This window comes from Psychroserpens jangbogonensis, from assembly GCF_000797465.1.
GTDB classification, from domain to species: domain Bacteria; phylum Bacteroidota; class Bacteroidia; order Flavobacteriales; family Flavobacteriaceae; genus Psychroserpens; species Psychroserpens jangbogonensis.
Map to the genome: position 1 here is coordinate 294,899 of NZ_JSWG01000015.1, position 17,444 is coordinate 312,342.

The 17,444-nt window shown below is 31.6% G+C and carries 18 protein-coding genes; 9 read left to right on the forward strand and 9 right to left on the reverse strand.

The features are described 5' to 3' along the window. The first annotated feature begins 13 nt into the window (after positions 1-13). From RH81_RS15085 to RH81_RS15120, 9 genes are all read left to right on the forward strand, one after another. Entirely contained in the window at positions 14-316 is a 303-nt protein-coding gene (locus RH81_RS15085; RefSeq protein ID WP_033961839.1) for an FG-GAP repeat protein, read from the forward strand. A 30-nt stretch (positions 317-346) separates the two neighbouring features. Beyond that, positions 347-493 carry an ASPIC/UnbV domain-containing protein gene (locus RH81_RS17345; RefSeq protein ID WP_420912081.1) on the forward strand — a complete coding sequence of 49 codons (147 nt, stop codon included), beginning with the start codon at positions 347-349 and terminating at the stop codon, positions 491-493. Between the two features lie 57 nt (positions 494-550). Continuing rightward, on the forward strand, positions 551-823 hold the full coding sequence (locus RH81_RS15090) for a T9SS type A sorting domain-containing protein (RefSeq protein WP_033961841.1): 273 nt from the start codon (positions 551-553) through the stop codon (positions 821-823). Positions 824-965: 142 nt separating this feature from the next. Further along, the gene (locus RH81_RS15095) at positions 966-2,876 is read left to right on the forward strand and encodes a T9SS-dependent choice-of-anchor J family protein (protein ID WP_033961846.1); all 1,911 of its coding nucleotides are present in this window, start codon (positions 966-968) and stop codon (positions 2,874-2,876) included. Positions 2,877-2,949: 73 nt separating this feature from the next. Continuing rightward, positions 2,950-3,963 (forward strand): glycosyltransferase family 2 protein, encoded by a 1,014-nt coding sequence (locus RH81_RS15100; RefSeq protein WP_033961849.1) that lies wholly within the window; start codon positions 2,950-2,952, stop codon positions 3,961-3,963. Between the two features lie 67 nt (positions 3,964-4,030). Continuing rightward, positions 4,031-4,921, forward strand: coding sequence for a CdaR family protein (locus tag RH81_RS15105; protein WP_161791998.1), 891 nt, complete (start codon positions 4,031-4,033; stop codon positions 4,919-4,921). A 1-nt stretch (position 4,922) separates the two neighbouring features. Then, complete coding sequence (coaE, locus tag RH81_RS15110) at positions 4,923-5,522, forward strand: dephospho-CoA kinase (protein WP_033961853.1); 600 nt, start codon at positions 4,923-4,925, stop codon at positions 5,520-5,522. Positions 5,523-5,585: 63 nt separating this feature from the next. Continuing rightward, the gene (locus tag RH81_RS15115; protein ID WP_033961854.1) at positions 5,586-7,157 is read left to right on the forward strand and encodes a sensor histidine kinase; all 1,572 of its coding nucleotides are present in this window, start codon (positions 5,586-5,588) and stop codon (positions 7,155-7,157) included. Between the two features lie 3 nt (positions 7,158-7,160). After that, positions 7,161-7,871, forward strand: coding sequence for a response regulator transcription factor (locus RH81_RS15120; RefSeq protein ID WP_033961857.1), 711 nt, complete (start codon positions 7,161-7,163; stop codon positions 7,869-7,871). 111 nt (positions 7,872-7,982) lie between these two features. On the opposite strand, the gene RH81_RS15125 is transcribed toward RH81_RS15120, so the two are convergent. The 9 genes from RH81_RS15125 to RH81_RS15165 all read right to left on the reverse strand — a co-directional run bounded on the left by RH81_RS15125 (position 7,983) and on the right by RH81_RS15165 (position 17,335). Continuing rightward, positions 7,983-8,174, reverse strand: coding sequence for a cold-shock protein (locus tag RH81_RS15125; protein WP_033961864.1), 192 nt, complete (start codon positions 8,172-8,174; stop codon positions 7,983-7,985). 95 nt (positions 8,175-8,269) lie between these two features. Next, positions 8,270-9,172 carry a tRNA (adenosine(37)-N6)-dimethylallyltransferase MiaA gene (miaA, locus tag RH81_RS15130; protein ID WP_033961867.1) on the reverse strand — a complete coding sequence of 301 codons (903 nt, stop codon included), beginning with the start codon at positions 9,170-9,172 and terminating at the stop codon, positions 8,270-8,272. Continuing rightward, positions 9,165-10,040: an ion transporter gene (locus RH81_RS15135; protein WP_033961868.1), complete on the reverse strand. Its 876-nt coding sequence runs from the start codon at positions 10,038-10,040 to the stop codon at positions 9,165-9,167. The genes miaA and RH81_RS15135 overlap by 8 nt, the downstream gene beginning before the upstream one ends. A gap of 22 nt (positions 10,041-10,062) precedes the next feature. After that, the gene (locus RH81_RS15140) at positions 10,063-12,027 is read right to left on the reverse strand and encodes a DUF3857 domain-containing protein (protein ID WP_033961870.1); all 1,965 of its coding nucleotides are present in this window, start codon (positions 12,025-12,027) and stop codon (positions 10,063-10,065) included. Continuing rightward, positions 12,024-13,397, reverse strand: a complete 1,374-nt coding sequence (locus RH81_RS15145; RefSeq protein ID WP_033961872.1) for an exonuclease domain-containing protein — start codon at positions 13,395-13,397, stop codon at positions 12,024-12,026. Before RH81_RS15145 ends, RH81_RS15140 begins: the two co-directional genes overlap by 4 nt. Positions 13,398-13,408: 11 nt before the next feature. After that, positions 13,409-14,080, reverse strand: coding sequence for a YggS family pyridoxal phosphate-dependent enzyme (locus RH81_RS15150; protein ID WP_033961875.1), 672 nt, complete (start codon positions 14,078-14,080; stop codon positions 13,409-13,411). Between the two features lie 54 nt (positions 14,081-14,134). Beyond that, a complete protein-coding gene (locus RH81_RS15155) occupies positions 14,135-15,373 on the reverse strand; it encodes a DUF1015 domain-containing protein (protein ID WP_033961878.1) in 1,239 nt (412 codons plus the stop codon). A 60-nt stretch (positions 15,374-15,433) separates the two neighbouring features. Continuing rightward, positions 15,434-16,321 (reverse strand): 3-hydroxybutyryl-CoA dehydrogenase, encoded by an 888-nt coding sequence (locus RH81_RS15160; RefSeq protein WP_033961879.1) that lies wholly within the window; start codon positions 16,319-16,321, stop codon positions 15,434-15,436. A gap of 54 nt (positions 16,322-16,375) precedes the next feature. Further along, positions 16,376-17,335, reverse strand: a complete 960-nt coding sequence (locus RH81_RS15165; protein ID WP_033961883.1) for a Gfo/Idh/MocA family protein — start codon at positions 17,333-17,335, stop codon at positions 16,376-16,378. Positions 17,336-17,444 lie beyond the last annotated feature (109 nt).

Genomic DNA, 17,444 nt, shown 5'->3' on the forward strand with positions numbered 1-17,444 from the left:
GTTTTCAAACAATATGTTGTCACAAATCACTTTTGATGAAACATCTAGTTCTTATGGTGTAAACGCTTCTTTTGGGACTGGTTTTGTGTGTGGATGTATTTCATTTTGTGACTTTGATAATGATGGCTCTAACAACTATAATATACCAACTAATGCTGGATTCATGAATGATACAGAAGAGAGTTATTCTAATGCTATTGGAGATATTAATAATGATGGTTATCCAGATATTATTGTAAATAATGAGGCTGCAAATATGTTTCTATGGGAGAATAATTGTGATAATAATATCAATAATAATTGGTTAAAAGTTTAATTAGAAGGTTCAATATCTAATAAAGATGGTATAGGCTCATTTATAGAAATTTCAATAAATGGGAATAAGCAATATAGATACACAGTTGCAGGTGAAGGTTACCTTTCCCAAAATTCTAATACTGAATTTTTTGGATTAGCCGATAATTCTGTAATTGATTATGTTAAGGTGAATTGACTTAGTGGAATAGAAGATGTATATGTTAATGTTAATGCAAATCAAACTTTAGATCTAGTGGAAGGTGAAACACTGTCTACTGGAAGTTATACATCTTCAAAACTTAAAATCTATCCTAACCCTGTTTCAGATATTGTAACCGTTGAGCACACAAAACCCATTCAACAATTGAAACTTATCAATTCTATTGGACAAGTCGTTTTATCAAAATCATTTCCTGATGATGTTACTTCCGCAAAAATTGACGTTTCAAATGCTCAGTTAGGACATTATATTTTAGTAATATCTACGACTGATTATGTATATTATCAAAAACTAATTATAAATTAGTTTTTGCACTTTATCGATTAGTTTTGTGCTTTATCGATTAATTTTATATTTTTAGCAATTATGAACTTTCTGTATTACTTATTTAACAGATAATCAATACATTTAACAACGAATTTACTTTATTAACAAATACTTAATCAATATGAAAAAAATTACTTTTTTAATGACCCTTTTATTAATGTGGTCAATTAATTCTAATGCTCAATACGTAAACGAAGATTTCGAAAGCGGAACATTTCCTCCAGCAGGATGGATCGATGAAGCTGGCACAACTGACTCAGGAGCTCCTGATTTTTTCACAGAAAATGGAGATGTTTGGGGTGAAAATATAACTCGCTCTAATTCACCTTCAACATCTGCTTTTTTTGATGATTTTGGTGGTGATCAGTATCATGATAGATGGTTAATTTCTCCAGCATTTGATTTGTCTACTGCTGTAGGTCCTGAATTAATTTATTTTGACAATGTTAACTTTGCAACTTTTGCAGCTACTCAAGAAGTATTGTGGTCAGAAGACTACACTGGTTCTGGAGATCCTGCATTAGCTACATGGAACTTATTAAACGGTGCAACTGGTGCTGAAGATACTTGGGTTGAAAATGGCCCATATCCAATACCATCTACTGGTACAGCGGTTTACGTTGCTTTTAGTTATCAAGGTGAATTTGCTGCCGAATGGTATGTTGATGACGTATTAGTAAGAGATGCATTAACTTGCACTCCTGCTGTTGGTTCAGTAACACTAGTTGAAGATTGCCCTAGCCTTGAATATAGTATTGATGTTACAGTTACAGATTTGGGAGATTCAACAACAGTTACAGTAACAAATGATGGTGGAGAGCCAGATGTAGATGTTACAAGTGTTCCAACAACAGTTACATTAGGCCCTTACGCATCAGGAACAACAGTTAACGTGTCATTATTACACGAATCTGATCCTGCATGTGATGTTAATTTAGGAGCTACAGTAGATGCTTGTCCACTACCACCACCTGCCAATGATGATTTGGCTAATGCACAACCTATAGATTGTACAACAACTGCTTTAACAGGAAGTACTGCAAATGCAACTTTAGATGAAGATGATGCACCTGACGGTTTTACAGCTGATATGGATGCACCTAATGTATGGTTTAGCTATGATAGTGCTACTGAAGGCGCAGCTGATGTAACAGTTAGCTTATGTGGGTCAACTTATGATACTTCATTTTTAGTGTATACAGGTACATCAGGAGCACTTACAATAGTTGCTGGTAATGATGATAATGCTGCAGCTTGTGGAGTTGGTAGTGTACAAAGTGAAGGAACTTTTACAGCTAATGGTACAGATACGTATTTAATTGCTGTTGAAGGATGGGATCCAGGAAGTACAGGAGACTTTACAATGACAATATCATGTGTAGCTTCTTGTTCTCCAGTTCAAATGAATCAGGATTGCGCATCTGCAACTGCATTAGCCGTTGATGGTATTCCGACAACTCAAGATAATACATGTGCAACAGTTAATGCTGCAACTACATCATGTGAATTGTTTTCAACTATTGCTGATGTGTGGTTTACATTTGTTGCTCCTGCAAGTGGAGAAGTAAATATCGTTACGGCTTTAGGTACTGCAACTGCAGCTCATGCTGCTGTATATGAAGGTACTTGTGGAGCTTTAACAGAAATAGCATGTAGTACTGCAGTTACTGGAGGTGGTAGTTTAACAGCTTTAACTCCTGGTAATACATATTACATTCAGTTATGGAATAACGGTTCTGAGGAAGGTACGATGGATATCACGCTTTCTGATGCATCATTATCTCTTAGTACTTTTGAGAATGAAAATGCATTTACATACTTCCCTAATCCAGTGAAGAATGAATTGTCATTAAGAGCTCAAAGTAATATTCAAAATGTATCAGTATTTAATATGCTAGGTCAAGAAGTTCTAAGAGCTGCACCTAACACTTTAGAAAGTAACTTAGATATGAATGGATTAAGCCAAGGCGCTTACTTCGTACAAGTAACTATCAATAATGTTACTGAAACAGTAAGAATTTTAAAGCAATAAGCTTAAACAAATATTATTTCAAAAGCCACCTTTAAGGTGGCTTTTGTATTTTGTTTATTTACCTTTGTTATGTATGGATGCATTACATTATTCATTTATTGTACCAGTCTTTAATAGACCAGATGAAATTAAAGAACTATTACAAAGCTTCTTAGCAATTGAAGGAAATACCCCTTTCGAAATTGTAATTATTGAAGATGGCTCTACTATTGACTGTAAAGCTATAGTAAAGGATTTTGAAACGGATTTGAATATTTCATATTATTACAAGCCTAATTCAGGTCCTGGTAGTTCTAGAAATTATGGCATGCTAAAAGCAAAAGGCAATTACTTCATAATTTTAGATTCAGATTGTTTATTACCTCCTCAGTATTTATCAGTAGTAATTAGTGAACTTGATAAAGAATATGTAGATTGTTTTGGTGGTCCTGATGCTGCCGATCAATCGTTCACAAATCTGCAAAAAGCAATTAATTTTGCTATGACCTCTTTTATAACCACTGGAGGAATTAGAGGGTCAAAATCACAGAATGATAAATTTCAGCCAAGAAGTTTTAATATGGGCATTTCTAAAGCTGCTTTTGAAGCGTCTGAAGGCTTTGGAAACATTCATCCTGGTGAAGATCCCGATTTGTCAATAAGATTAACTAAATTAGGTTTTAAGACTAAACTTTTTAATAACGCATTTGTATACCATAAACGAAGAATATCTTGGTCCAAATTTTATAAGCAAGTTTATAAATTTGGTCTAGTAAGACCAATCCTCAATTTGTGGCACCCAACAAGTGAACGTATCATTTATTGGTTTCCTACCATATTTTGTTTGGGATTAGTATTAGCCACTATTTCTGCTAGTTTTGGTAATTATTTTTTATTGATTATTTTTAGTTTATATATAGTTTTAGCCTTTGTATTGGCTTTAATTCAAACCAAAAATTTAGTGATTGCTATACAAGCAATTTTTGCAATATTTGTTCAGTTTTTGGGCTATGGTTTTGGGTTTTTAAAATCCACTATAGTTATTAAGGTATTAAGAAAGGAACCAGAAAATTACTATCCTAATCTATTTTTTAAGAATGCTAACTAAATTAAGATCCATACTAATCAGGTCAATCAAGAACAAAAAACTCAATGTTTTTGGTTTATTTTTTTTATTGGCTTTTTTAATACTGGTCCTTAGCAAACTTTCAAAATCTTATACTGAAACATTAACTGTTGGTGTTAATTATATTAATCTACCAGAAGATAAAGTCTTAACAATTGAGAACCAGCCAGAATTAAATATTACAGTAAGTACTTTTGGGTTTAATCTATTTGGATCCTATTTTTATGATAAAACGGTGCCTATCGATTTAAAGAATGATGCTTATATAAATAATGACACTTATATCTGGATAGCTAACCGAGCAATGTCTGATATAAAAAGTCAATTTGGTAATAATTTTGAAATAGTGTCTGTGCAACCAGATACTTTGAGTTTTCCTTTCGGAACCTTATCTGTTAAGAAGGTGCCAATTAAGCTTAATTCAAACGTGACTTTTGCATCAGGATATGATACATTATATGGAATGGTTTTAGTTCCAGATTCTATTAAAGTAATTGGATCAGATACTGAGATTAAGACTGTTGATTATATTGAAACTTCAGAATTAAGATTATTAGATATTAAAGAAAATATAAATGCCACTATAAAGCTCATACTTCCAGAAGAAGGTAATACATTAAAATTGTCTCAGGAAAATATTGAAGTTACTGCTGAAGTGCAAAAATTTACTGAAGGGACTCTTGAAATCCCTGTTGTCATTAATAATCTTCCATCTGATATTCAAATTAACTATTTCCCTAAAATGATTAAAGTATCTTATGAAGTGAGTTTAAATCATTATAAATCTATTAAACCAACAGATTTTAAGATTGAATGTGATTATTTAGAAATAGAGTCTTCTAATAAAACATATTTCACGCCTAAGTTTATACGATTGCCAGAAAATGTGAAGCGCGTTAAAATGAAACAAGATAAAATTGAATATATCATAACAGAATAGGATGAAAGTAGTCGGACTTACAGGAGGTATAGGAAGTGGGAAAACTACAGTTGCTCACTTATTCGAAAGTTTGGATGTGCCCATTTATATTGCTGATATTGAAGCAAAGCTTTTAATGAATAACTCTGAGGATATTAAAAGAGAACTTATTGATCTTTTTGGAGAAAATGCGTATTTGAATAATGAACTTAACAGACCATTTATAGCCGATAAAATTTTTAATAATAAAGACTTTTTAAATAAAATGAATGCTATTGTGCATCCAAAGGTTGGAGAACATTTTAAGCGTTGGTTAAAACAACAGCATTCCCCTTATGTTATAAAAGAAGTCGCTATTATTTTTGAACATAAGCAACAATCACAATACGATCTAATTATTTCCGTTATAGCCAATAAAGACAAACGTTTGCAACGCGTGCTTAATCGAGACGAAAGCACTCCTGAAAAAGTTTTAGCCATTATGGAACATCAAATGAATGATGTAGATAAAGCTAAACTATCTGACTTTGTTATTCTTAACAACGACAAAACCACATTAAAAAATCAGTTGCAGAAAATACACCAATCTATACTGAAACATATCGAAAATTCTGCAATTTAACTTTTGTGTTAATGTAAGGTTAAAGGGGAGCACATGTAAATGTTAAAATGTTAAATTTGAGCGATGGGCAAAAAGCTATTCATTTTGTTGGTGGTTTTAATGAGTTTATCACTCATAGGTATCATTTTCGTTCAGGCGTTTTTTATTAATAATACATTAGAAAACGAGGAGAAAAATTTTACATTAAATGTAAAACGTTCTTTAAGTTCTGTATCAAAAGCCATTGAAGAAAAAGAGTTTGAAGTGTATTCAAATAGGCTTCAGAATCTTATTGAAAGTGGAGTAGATCCAGATTCAACAGCAATACGACAAGTATTTATTCTAGAACAAGATGATTTATCAAACGAGACTAGGATTTACGGTAATGCCATTTCTGAAGAAAGCTTTAAAGTACCATCATTGTTCTTTGACATTGGTTTAGACAGTTTCAATTTGAGTCGTGTAAGAAACACGAGGATAACTGAAACATATGACAATAATAGGTTGGATGGAAGCAAGTCTATTAGTTTGCAAAAATCTATTAAAAATATTAGCAATCTAACGTATCTTGAAAAGGCTCAATTTGAGTCTATAACTAGAGATCAATTTAAAAACATACCAGTTTATAAACGTGTATCTGTTGATGATGTTAATTTTCTTTTAGAAAAGCAACTTGATTATAATGGAATTGATACAAGTTTTGAATTTGCTATTTACGATAGAGATCTTTCAACAAAAGTACAATCAAGAAATTTTGATTTAAATCCAGATTCAACAATTGGAGTTCCGGTTTTTCTTGATAATAATAATGAAAGTGATTATATGCTTTATGTTGATTTTCCGCAAAGAAAAAAGTTTTTATTGTCATCTATATTAGGAATGATAGCATTATCAATTCTATTTACATCTATAATCGTTATTGCTTATACAAGTGCCATTTATCAATTGATAAAACAACGTCAAATCTCACAGATTAAAACAGATTTTATCAATAACATGACGCATGAGTTTAAGACACCAATTGCAACAATTAATTTGGCTTTAGATTCAATTAGGAACCCTAAAGTAATTGGAGATCAAGAAAAAGTATTGCGTTACCTTAGAATGATTAAGGAAGAGAATAAAAGGATGAATGCGCAAGTAGAAAATGTGTTAAGGATTTCTAAGTTAGAGAAAAATGAACTTAACATTAGTAAGGAAAGAGTAAAGTTGCACGACTTAATAGAAGATGCAGTTGCACATATAGAATTGATTGTTGAGGATAAAAAAGGGTATGTAAATATCCATTTGGATGCTGAAAAATCTTCAGTTCTAGCAAACGAAACACATTTTACAAATGTTATTGTAAATATGTTGGATAATGCGGTGAAATATAGTGATGAGGCACCTAAAATTGATGTGTATACTGAAAATGTTGGGAATAATATATTATTAAAAATTACCGATGAAGGTAACGGAATGTCTAAACAAGTACAGAAAAAAGTGTTCGAAAAATTTTATAGAGAACATACAGGAAATGTACATAATGTTAAAGGTCACGGATTAGGTTTGGCCTATGTTAAAAGAATAGTAGATGACCATCAAGGTCATATATCAGTAGAAAGTGAAAAAGGAAAAGGTAGTGTGTTTACAATCAAACTGCCATTAATATCATAAATTATGGAAGAACAAAACAAAAAAATACTTTTAGTCGAAGATGATCCAAATTTTGGAACAGTATTAAAAGACTACCTTAATATGAATGATTACGATGTTGTTCATGCTAAAAACGGAATGGAAGGTTTCGAAAAATTCAAGAAGGATGATTTCGATCTTTGTATTTTAGATGTAATGATGCCTTATAAAGACGGATTTACACTCGCTAAAGAAATACGTGAGAAAAATACCGATGTTCCAATTATCTTCTTAACCGCTAAAGCAATGAAAGAAGATGTCCTTAAAGGTTATAAAGTTGGGGCAGATGACTATTTAAATAAACCTTTTGATAGTGAAGTTCTTTTAATGAAAATAAAGGCTATCATTCAACGTAAGGCTACAGATACAATTGCAGATAGTAAGCAGTTTGAATTTAAAATTGGTAGGTTTGATTTAAACTCAAAACTACGTTTCTTAAAATGTGATGGTAAAGATCCAATAAAACTATCTCCAAAAGAAAACGAATTACTTCGTCTTTTAGCACTTCATGAAAATGATTTAATGCCAAGAGAACTTGCACTTACAAAGATATGGAGAGACGATAACTATTTTACGTCAAGAAGTATGGATGTTTATATAGCTAAGCTTAGAAAGTATTTGAAACTTGATCCAAAAGTAGAAATATTAAATATTCATGGTGAAGGGTTTAGATTAGTAGTTAACCTAGACGAATAGAAATTCTATAATTTAGAATATGAATCCAGCATTTATGCTGGATTTTTTTTTGCCATAAAAAAAGCCTATCAAATAATGATAGGCTTTAGCTTTATTAAACGAATTGAAATATTAGATAACTTTTACGTTAATTGCGTTTAATCCTTTTTTTCCTTCTGTTAAATCAAATTCTACTTCATCACCTTCTCTAACCTCGTCGATTAATCCAGAAATGTGTACAAAATGTTCTTTGTTGTTTTCTTCTTCAGTGATGAATCCAAATCCTTTTGAATCGTTGAAGAATTTTACGGTACCTTTACTCATAATAAAATTTATTTATTTAAGCTGCAAAAGTAGTTTTAATAAATTGAATTATAATGCCTTTTACGCTTTAATTTAAATTGGTACTCTAAAAAGGCTTATTTGTGTTGAGCTATGTCTTTAATCACAATGTCTATTTCTGTTTTATAATCAAACCAAAAAGTGTCTGTATTTTTTTTAAACCAAGTCAGTTGTCGTTTAGCAAATCGTCTTGTGTTCTTTTTAATTTCAGAAACAGCAAACTCTAAAGCCCATTCGTTGTTTAAAAACTTAAATAATTCCTTATAACCAACAGTATTTAAAGCATTTAGCTGTTGTTTAGATTGTAAGCCTTTAACTTCATTTAGTAAACCTTCAGCAATCATATTGTCCACGCGTTTGTTTATTCTATCATATATAATTTCGCGTTCTGCGGTTAAACCAATTGTGATGGTTTTAAAAGATCTTGTTTTGTTTGTTGAAGTTAAAAAGGAAGAATAGGGCCGTTTACTTCCAATACAAACTTCCAAAGCTCTTATTACTCGATGTGGATTACCGATAGCAATTGTTTCGTATGACTTTGGATCTAAACGTTTTAATTGTTCTTGTAAATGTTCGATTCCTTCCGTTTTAAGAACTTCGTTTAGTGATATTCTAATGCTAGGATCTACATTTGGGAATTCATCTAAACCTTTTGTTATGGCATCTACATAGAGTCCTGAGCCACCAACCATTATGACAATATCTTTAGTTTTAAAGAGTGTATCTAATAGTGTAATGCCTTCTTTCTCAAAATCACCAACACTATAAATGTCTTCAACAGATTTGTGATGAATATAATGATGTTTTGCAGAAGCTAGTTCAGATGGAGTAGGAGCAGCAGTACCAATTTGCATTTCTTTGTAAAACTGTCTTGAATCTGCAGAAATAATTTCAGTATCGAAATGTTGAGCTAGTTTTATGCTTAATGCTGTTTTACCAATGGCTGTTGGGCCAACAATAGAGAGAAGAGTTTTAGTCATGATGTAATTCGCAACCGCATTTATGACAATATTCTGCACCATCCTGATGCGTTTCTTCAAGACAATTTGCGCAACATTGTGTGTTAAGTTGAACATTTTTTAGTTGTTCAACTTCCTCATCAGAGAGTTTCTTGTCTTCCTCTCCCGACGCTTTAGTGTATTCTGCTGAAACAATTCCAGTTGGTACAGCTATAATACCATAACCTAAAATCATAACTAAGGATGCTATGAATTGACCAAGTGGTGTTTGTGGAGCAATATCTCCATAACCAACTGTAGTTAAGGTTACTATGCACCAATATACGCTCTTTGGAATATTACTAAACCCATGTTCCTCGCCTTCAACCATATACATTATTGTCCCCAGAATGATGGATAAAATAATAACGGCAAATAAAAACACTGCAATCTTAGCTCTACTAGCTTTAATTGCATTTGTAAGTTGGTTTGATGCACCAAGATATCTTGCTAATTTTAAAATTCTAAATACACGTAATAACCTTAAAGCTCTTAAAGCTACTAATGCATGAGAACCTGCCAACATGAGTGATAAATATTTTGGTATGGTAGATAATAAATCTATAATGCCGTAGAAACTCAAAATATATTTTAATGGTTTCTTAACTGCTATGATTCTTACGATATACTCAATACTAAATAGAATTGTGATTACCCATTCTGAAATGTCTAAAAATTTATGATATTTTTCATCAAAACTATTGACACTTTCTAGCATTACAAGAACGATACTTGCAAGAATTGCAATAAGAAGGATGACATCAAACAATTTACCACCAGGAGTATCTGCCTCATAAATAATTTCATGAAGTTTACTTTTCCAAGTTTTATTAGAGTTTTGTTTACTCATAGCTTCAAAAGTACTAAAAAGATTAGTTCTTTTTGGTTAAAACAAGTATTGCGTTCTTTTGGATATCTACAACATCTTTCATCATGTCTTTTAGATATTGATAGAAGATTGGTTCGTAAATGGCCTTATTAAAAGTCAGTTTGAAATAAATTAGTACAGAATTACCTGATATGCTATAATTGGTTATTAAAGAGCCGGCATTTTCAGGAAGATTTATTTTTTTTGATTCTGGAAGTTCTTCTACCGAATAGTTTTCTCCAAGATTTAGTTTAGACGTGTAAATAAAACTTTGTTTGTATCCAAAATCTACTGGGTAACTGCGCTCTTGAAGTTTAAAAGGATTTTCTGAAAAGAACGCTATAAAATAAGGGTTTAAATAAAGCTTGTCACCAATTAAATCTAGAGATTTTGAAGCATCAAATGATAACTTAAATGTAGAGTCCGTTTTAGTTAAATTATGATATTCTGGATTTGATAATTCTAAACCATTTTTAGCGTCAGCAATAGTATTTAAATATTGTTCAGAATCACTGAAATATTCTTTCTTTGAAGACAACGCTTTATAATCTGTGTTTCTTAACTCAAACTTCCCATTTAGATTGTATTCGTCATCTATTTCCATTTCAGACCGATAACTCATTAGGCTTGTCTCCTTTGGTTTAATATCAAACCAAGAGCTACCCTTTTTAGTATTAAATAAACGACCGTATTGATTAAGGCATTTATAAGGAATTTGACCAAAGCTTAAATAATCATTATTAGCATCTAATAGATAAGTTTTTCCATTAATATTTACATGAATTAACACATAGTTGAAATCTGATAAAACAGGATAAATTTTAGTAACTAATCCATTTTCTCTAGTAGAAATTAAAAGAGGTTTAGCCTCAATATCATTCTCGATTAAAAGATTGTATAATAACATGTTTATCTCAGTAGCTGTTCCTGTTTTTTCTTTTGCTAGATTTTTAAGAGAAACATCATTAAACAGTTTATGGTCACCATTCCAATTGAAATTATTTCTTACATAATCATAAATGTCTTTTGTTTTTTCCAAATCATTTTCACTACTAATAGTGGTTTCAGCTAATACATTTCTTGCTATATTGCCTTTATTCATCATTCGACCAAAATCAGTATCCTTTCTGATTTCTTGATCTGTATCTCCCCATGATTTATTAATTTTGTCAACTGTACCATCAAAACTTCTAACTACGTTTAGCTCATATTCAATTCTAGCAAGGTAATTAGATCTTGTGGTCATGAAATCCTCTTCAATAAATGCAGGAATATCTTTCATTACATATCTATAGGTTGCACAATTAGCAGAACCACCACCATTTACTTCTATACAACTGTATACAATATCTGCTTCATTCGAAAAAAGCTTGCGTCCTCCAACAAGCTTTATGTTATATTCCCAATTCCCTGGAATACTTGCATTATATTCACTGTATAGTGTAGGAATATCTTCTTGAAAAGACCAACTTCTATATTTGTACTTAAAAGGCGTTGTAAGATCATAACTATAGTTTATAACACTTCCTTCTTGAATGTTAGGAAACGTAAACTTTACAATCTTGTAGTTGTCGTTGTACTTTTCTTCAATGATGTCGGCCTTTGAGAGTTTTGATTTTTCAACAACACCATTATTAATATTATAAACTGTTGCAATAATATTTTCAACAATCTCTTTCCTGCCAGAATCATTATTGTATAATACAATTTCTACAGTAGCTTTGTTAAAACCTTCTCTGTTTATAATTTTAAGTTTGCGTTTAATTTCGGTATGAAGTTTAAACTCATTATTGTCAATATAACTATTACCAACTTCAAAAATCACTAATGCATTTGCAGTACTATCTTTGCTAAAAACTTTTTGTTCTATATCTGCTTTAGTAACCTTTAACCCTTCAGAGTTGTATTCGGATTGTGAATAAGATAGTGAGGTTATAAAAACTAAGAGGAGAGAAAAAATTAATTTCATTCAGTAGGTAGCTTTACAATTTTCAATCGTTTATTTCGTCTTAAATAACTTTGTATGATATGCTGTGTATCTCTATTGTTTTCCATAGGAGTAATAATAGATTGCAGTATTTCTATATTTGTGATTTGATAATTTAAGTCAAAGAAACCTAAACCTTTAAAGACTCCACTTTGGATGTAAATGACGCTTCTCTCATCGATATCTCTACCTTTATCAATAATTATCATGTCTTTATTTTCGTAACTATATTTTTCAATAAGTTGTTCTACACGATTATTATATGATCCTGAAGGTTCTTCTTCGAGACAAGCTCCAAAACATTCTTTAATAGAATAATTGAAGCAACTACTTTTTGTTTTATATAAGCCAGTGAGTTTTTGACACAAGTTATATTCTTCAACAACTTTAAACATAAAACTTTTCGCACTTTGACGATTTGTAAAAGTGGTAATTGGTCTTGTTTCTCCCTCAGCAATATCAATATTTAGAATGGTATACCCATTATTATCTTGATAACTATATAACGCATGAGTAAAAATGTTACGCCTTAAAGCTCTGTTGTAAATAGGTTTATTACGTTTAATTTCTTCACTCTCTTTTAGTAATGCAACGAGTTCGCTTCCTGTTTTTTCGTAAGTCACTGAAGCAACTTGCAATTGTATTTTTTTAGATTTAGAGCTTTTGTCAGTTAAGTGCTGATTGATACGATGTTTAATATTGTTGCTTTTACCGATGTAAATGATATTACCATCAACATCATGAATGTAATACACTCCAGTGACCGCTGGTAAAGCTTCAATTATCGTTTTATGGGTTGTATTTATTCGTTTCTCAACTTCCGATTTCTTGATGTTTTTTTTAATAATGCTCTTGTCTGAATCTTTTGCAAGTAGCATTTTGAATAACTTCACTGTAGCCATGGCATCTCCATTTGCGCGATGCCTATCACTTACAGGAATACCTAAAGATCTTGTTAGTTTTCCTAAGCTATAAGAAGGTTGATCAGGAATTAACTGTTTTGAAAGCTCAACAGTACAAAGCGTTTCTCTTTTAAAAGCAAATCCTAACCGTTTGAATTCTGTACGAAGAATGCGGTAATCAAATTCGGAATTATGTGCAACAATAATACAGTCTTCTGTAATTTCTACTATTCGTTTGGCGACCTCATAAAATTTAGGTGCTGTTTTTAGCATATTACTGTTAATACCTGTAAGATTAACTACAAAGGGTTGAATATCTCGTTCAGGATTAACAAGGCTAATAAACTTATCTACTTCATTATGACCGTCAAACTTATAAATAGCGATTTCGGTAATTCCCTCTTCATTGTACTTTCCACCAGTAGTTTCTATGTCTAATATTGCGTAAATATGCTTGTATTTTAGTTTGAATAATTTCTTGCTCCAAATATACTACTTCCAACTCTAACCATCGTGCTTCCGTAGTTAATTGCTAGCTTAAAATCACCACTCATTCCCATGGAAATTATTTGAAGTGTACAGTTATTAGTTTGAATAGGTTCTAGGTCTTCAAATGTGTTCTTAAGTCGCTTGAATTCATTTTCGATTTGATTAGTATCATCTGTAAATGTTGCCATTCCCATAACTCCAGTTATACAAACGTTAGTTAAGGATGAAAATTCTTCAGAAGTAAGTAATTCTTTTGCATCATTTGATGTCATTCCAAATTTAGTATCTTCTTCAGCAATTCTTATTTGAAGTAAACAGTTAATGATTCTATCATGTTTTTTAGCTTGCTTGTTAATTTCATTCAATAGTTTAAAACTATCAACACCGTGAATTAAATTCACAAATTCAGCCATGTATTTAACTTTGTTTCGTTGTACATGACCAATCATATGCCATTCAATATCTTTTGGCATTTGTTCATGCTTTTCAGCCATTTCTTGGATTTTGTTTTCTCCAAAAATGCGTTGTCCAGCATCATAAGCTTCCATCAAATCCGAAACAGGCTTTGTCTTTGATACCGCAACCAAAGTAACTTGTTCTGGTAATTGAGATTTTATATCGTTAAGGTTTTTTGCTATACTCATTTAGTACTTAAATCTTTTGATTTGAAATTGAATTGATATCGAAAAGTAGAGCAATTAAAACTCATATACAGTAATGCCACTTCTTAATTTTGGTAAGATGTATGTGCTTTTTGGAGGCATTTTTAAACCTTCATCAGCAATAAGCTTCATCTGTTCTATCGTTGCTGGACACATTCCGAAGCCAACCATAAATTCTCCACTATCAACGCTACTTTTAATAGTCGTCATTTCATGTCTACCATTTACATATTCAATGCGGTTATCGTTTCTTAAATCATCAATTCCTAAAACAGGTTGTAAAATAGTTTTATATAACAATTGAGCATCTAATTCATCTAATGCTGTGTCGAATTCAAAACTTGTTTTTCTTAAGTATAGTGAATAGAATTCACCATCTAAATACATGCTAAAATGATGAGATTTAGAAGGATGATAAGGCATAACGCCTCTATTTTCAATGCGATATAATGCATCTAGTTTAATTAAGAATTCTTCTTTACTTAAACCGTTTAAGTCTTTTATGATTCTATTAAATTCATGAATTACCAATTCTGATTCTGGAATGAGATACGACATAAAGAAGTTGTATGATTCTGAACCATTATGATTAGCATTATTGACTTTCTCTTTGTCATAAAGTAAATGCGAAGAAGCTGAACGATGATGACCATCAGCAATATAAATAGTATTCATTTGCTCAAATTCTTTCTGAATTGTAGCAATAGTATTTTCATTTTCTATTTTCCACAAATAATGCGTGTCTCTATAAGTCATAGTAAACTCAAATTCGGCATGTTCTTTTTGAGTCTCTTTTATAATTTTTGAAATAACATCGTTATCAGGATAAGTGAGTAACACAGGTTCTGCATTAAAACCTACAGTTTTTAAGTAAGTTTTAAAAGTCTCTTCACGCTTTGCTAATGTATCTTCATGCTTTTTGATGATATCATTTTCATAATCTTCAGCACTTGTTGCAGCAATAATACCGTTGAATTCTTGTCCGTGTCTATTTACTATTTTATAAATGTAAAATGAAGGTTTTTTATCCTGAATAAAAACACCATCTTCTTTAAATTCTAAGTAGCGATTTCTAACCAATTTGTAACGCTCTTCACCAGTAATCACTTGATCGTATTTATAACCAGGATTTACAATATGAAGAAAACTATACGGATTGTAGTCCATTCGAGATTCACGCTCATCAACTGTATAGCTTTGATAAGGACGTGCAGCAACCAAGCCAACAATAGCTCTTGTTGGTCGTACCGCTTTAAATGGAATTACTTTTGCCATAGTTAAGTAATTAGTGATATTAGTATTATGGGAATAGTGACTGTTCTTTAATGTTAAGAGCTAGACGAATTGTTTAGACACCTTTTCTGCTTTTCTACTTTCAGAATAATCGTAAAAACCTTCACCAGATTTTATACCTAATTTACCTGCTCTTACCATATTTACTAATAATGGGCAAGGTGCATATTTTGGATTTTTAAATCCGTCGTACATCACATTCAGTATAGATAAACAAACATCAAGTCCTATGAAATCTGCTAATTGTAATGGTCCCATTGGATGTGCCATACCTAATTTCATAACAGTATCAATTTCTTGAACACCAGCCACACCATTGTATAAGGTTTCAACAGACTCGTTAATCATCGGTATTAATATACGATTAGCAACAAAACCAGGATAGTCATTTACTTCGGTAGGAATTTTACCTAAAGTTTTTGACAATTCCATAATGGTATTAGTCACTTCATCACTTGTGTTATAACCACGAATAATCTCTACCAATTTCATGATTGGTACAGGATTCATAAAGTGCATTCCAATAACCATTTCTGGACGAGAGGTTACTGCAGCTATTTGAGTAATTGATATAGAAGATGTATTAGTTGCCAATATCGTGTCATCTGGGCAAGCTTCATCTAATTGCTTGAAAATCTTAAGTTTTAAATCGATATTTTCAGTGGCAGCTTCAACAACTAAGCCAGCATATTCAACACCTTCAGCTACACTAGTAAATGTTGTGATGTTACCTAAGGTGGTTTGTTTATCGGCTTCAGAAATTCTTTCTTTGGCCACCATACGATCTAAGTTTTTAGCTATAGTATCCATACCTCGTTTTAAAGAGGCTTCACTGATGTCAATTAATTGTACTTTAAATCCAGATTGAGCAAACGTGTGGGCAATTCCATTACCCATAGTTCCTGCTCCAATGACTGCTACATTTTTCATTTTATATTTAATTTTTGTTTCCAGTAAAATAGAAACTAGTGTTATGTTTATTGTTTAAAATTGATCTATAATCATTGTTGCTACACGCAAAGCTTCAGTGCCATCATGAAGTGTGACAATAGGAGTAGTGTTGTTATTGATAGCATCTGCGAAGGTTTCTAATTCGTCTAAAATGGCGTTGTTATTCGCTATTTCAGGATTGTCGAAATAGATTTGCTTTTTGATACCTTCGGCATTTTGAAGTATCATATCAAAATCTCCAGGTTGCTCAGGTGCATCTTTCATTTTTACAACTTCACATTTCTTCTCTAAGAAATCTACTGAGATATAAGCATCCTTCTGAAAAAATCGAGTTTTACGCATGTTTTTTAATGAAATACGACTTGCCGTTAGATTAGCAACGCAACCGTTTTCAAATTCTATACGAGCATTGGCAATATCAGGTGTATCACTAATTACTGAAACACCACTTGCTGACACATGTTTCACTTTAGATTTTACCACGCTAAGGATAATATCAATATCATGAATCATTAAATCTAAAACTACAGGAACATCTGTACCACGAGGATTAAACTCTGCTAATCGATGTGTTTCAATGAACATTGGATTTTTTACTTGATCCCTTATAGCAATAAAAGCAGGATTAAATCGCTCTACGTGTCCAACTTGTCCACGAATATCATGTTTGGATAAAAGCTCTCTTATGTGTTCAGCTTCTTCAACTGTATTTGTGATGGGCTTTTCTATGAAAATATGTTTTCCCTTAGCGATTGCTTTTATAGCACAATCATAGTGTGATAGTGTAGGAGTGACAATGTCTACCATGTCTACAGCATCAATAAGAGCTTCAATAGTATTAAAATATGTATAACCAAACTCCTCAACTACTTTTTTAGCATTGTTTTCATCTGCATCATAAAAACCTACGAGGTCATACTTTTCAGATTGATTAAGAAGTCTTAAATGAATTTTACCTAGGTGACCAGCACCAAGAACACCAGCTTTTAGCATTGTATTACGTTTTCAACAAAAATAAGATTTTTCACAGTTTATTTAAGTGAAATTTCTAATAAATAATGTCTGTTATTGTATAGTTGATAATTCTATGAGATTTAACTTT

Coding starts and splice junctions, on each gene's coding strand:
- RH81_RS15085 (WP_033961839.1), top strand. CDS start 14: ATGTTGTCACAAATCACTTTTGATGAAACATCTAGTTCTTATGGTGTA.
- RH81_RS15095 (WP_033961846.1), top strand. CDS start 966: ATGAAAAAAATTACTTTTTTAATGACCCTTTTATTAATGTGGTCAATT.
- RH81_RS15100 (WP_033961849.1), top strand. CDS start 2,950: ATGGATGCATTACATTATTCATTTATTGTACCAGTCTTTAATAGACCA.
- coaE (WP_033961853.1), top strand. CDS start 4,923: ATGAAAGTAGTCGGACTTACAGGAGGTATAGGAAGTGGGAAAACTACA.
- RH81_RS15115 (WP_033961854.1), top strand. CDS start 5,586: ATGGGCAAAAAGCTATTCATTTTGTTGGTGGTTTTAATGAGTTTATCA.
- RH81_RS15120 (WP_033961857.1), top strand. CDS start 7,161: ATGGAAGAACAAAACAAAAAAATACTTTTAGTCGAAGATGATCCAAAT.
- RH81_RS15125 (WP_033961864.1), bottom strand. CDS start 8,174: ATGAGTAAAGGTACCGTAAAATTCTTCAACGATTCAAAAGGATTTGGA.
- miaA (WP_033961867.1), bottom strand. CDS start 9,172: ATGACTAAAACTCTTCTCTCTATTGTTGGCCCAACAGCCATTGGTAAA.
- RH81_RS15135 (WP_033961868.1), bottom strand. CDS start 10,040: ATGAGTAAACAAAACTCTAATAAAACTTGGAAAAGTAAACTTCATGAA.
- RH81_RS15140 (WP_033961870.1), bottom strand. CDS start 12,027: ATGAAATTAATTTTTTCTCTCCTCTTAGTTTTTATAACCTCACTATCT.
- RH81_RS15150 (WP_033961875.1), bottom strand. CDS start 14,080: ATGAGTATAGCAAAAAACCTTAACGATATAAAATCTCAATTACCAGAA.
- RH81_RS15155 (WP_033961878.1), bottom strand. CDS start 15,373: ATGGCAAAAGTAATTCCATTTAAAGCGGTACGACCAACAAGAGCTATT.
- RH81_RS15160 (WP_033961879.1), bottom strand. CDS start 16,321: ATGAAAAATGTAGCAGTCATTGGAGCAGGAACTATGGGTAATGGAATT.
- RH81_RS15165 (WP_033961883.1), bottom strand. CDS start 17,335: ATGCTAAAAGCTGGTGTTCTTGGTGCTGGTCACCTAGGTAAAATTCAT.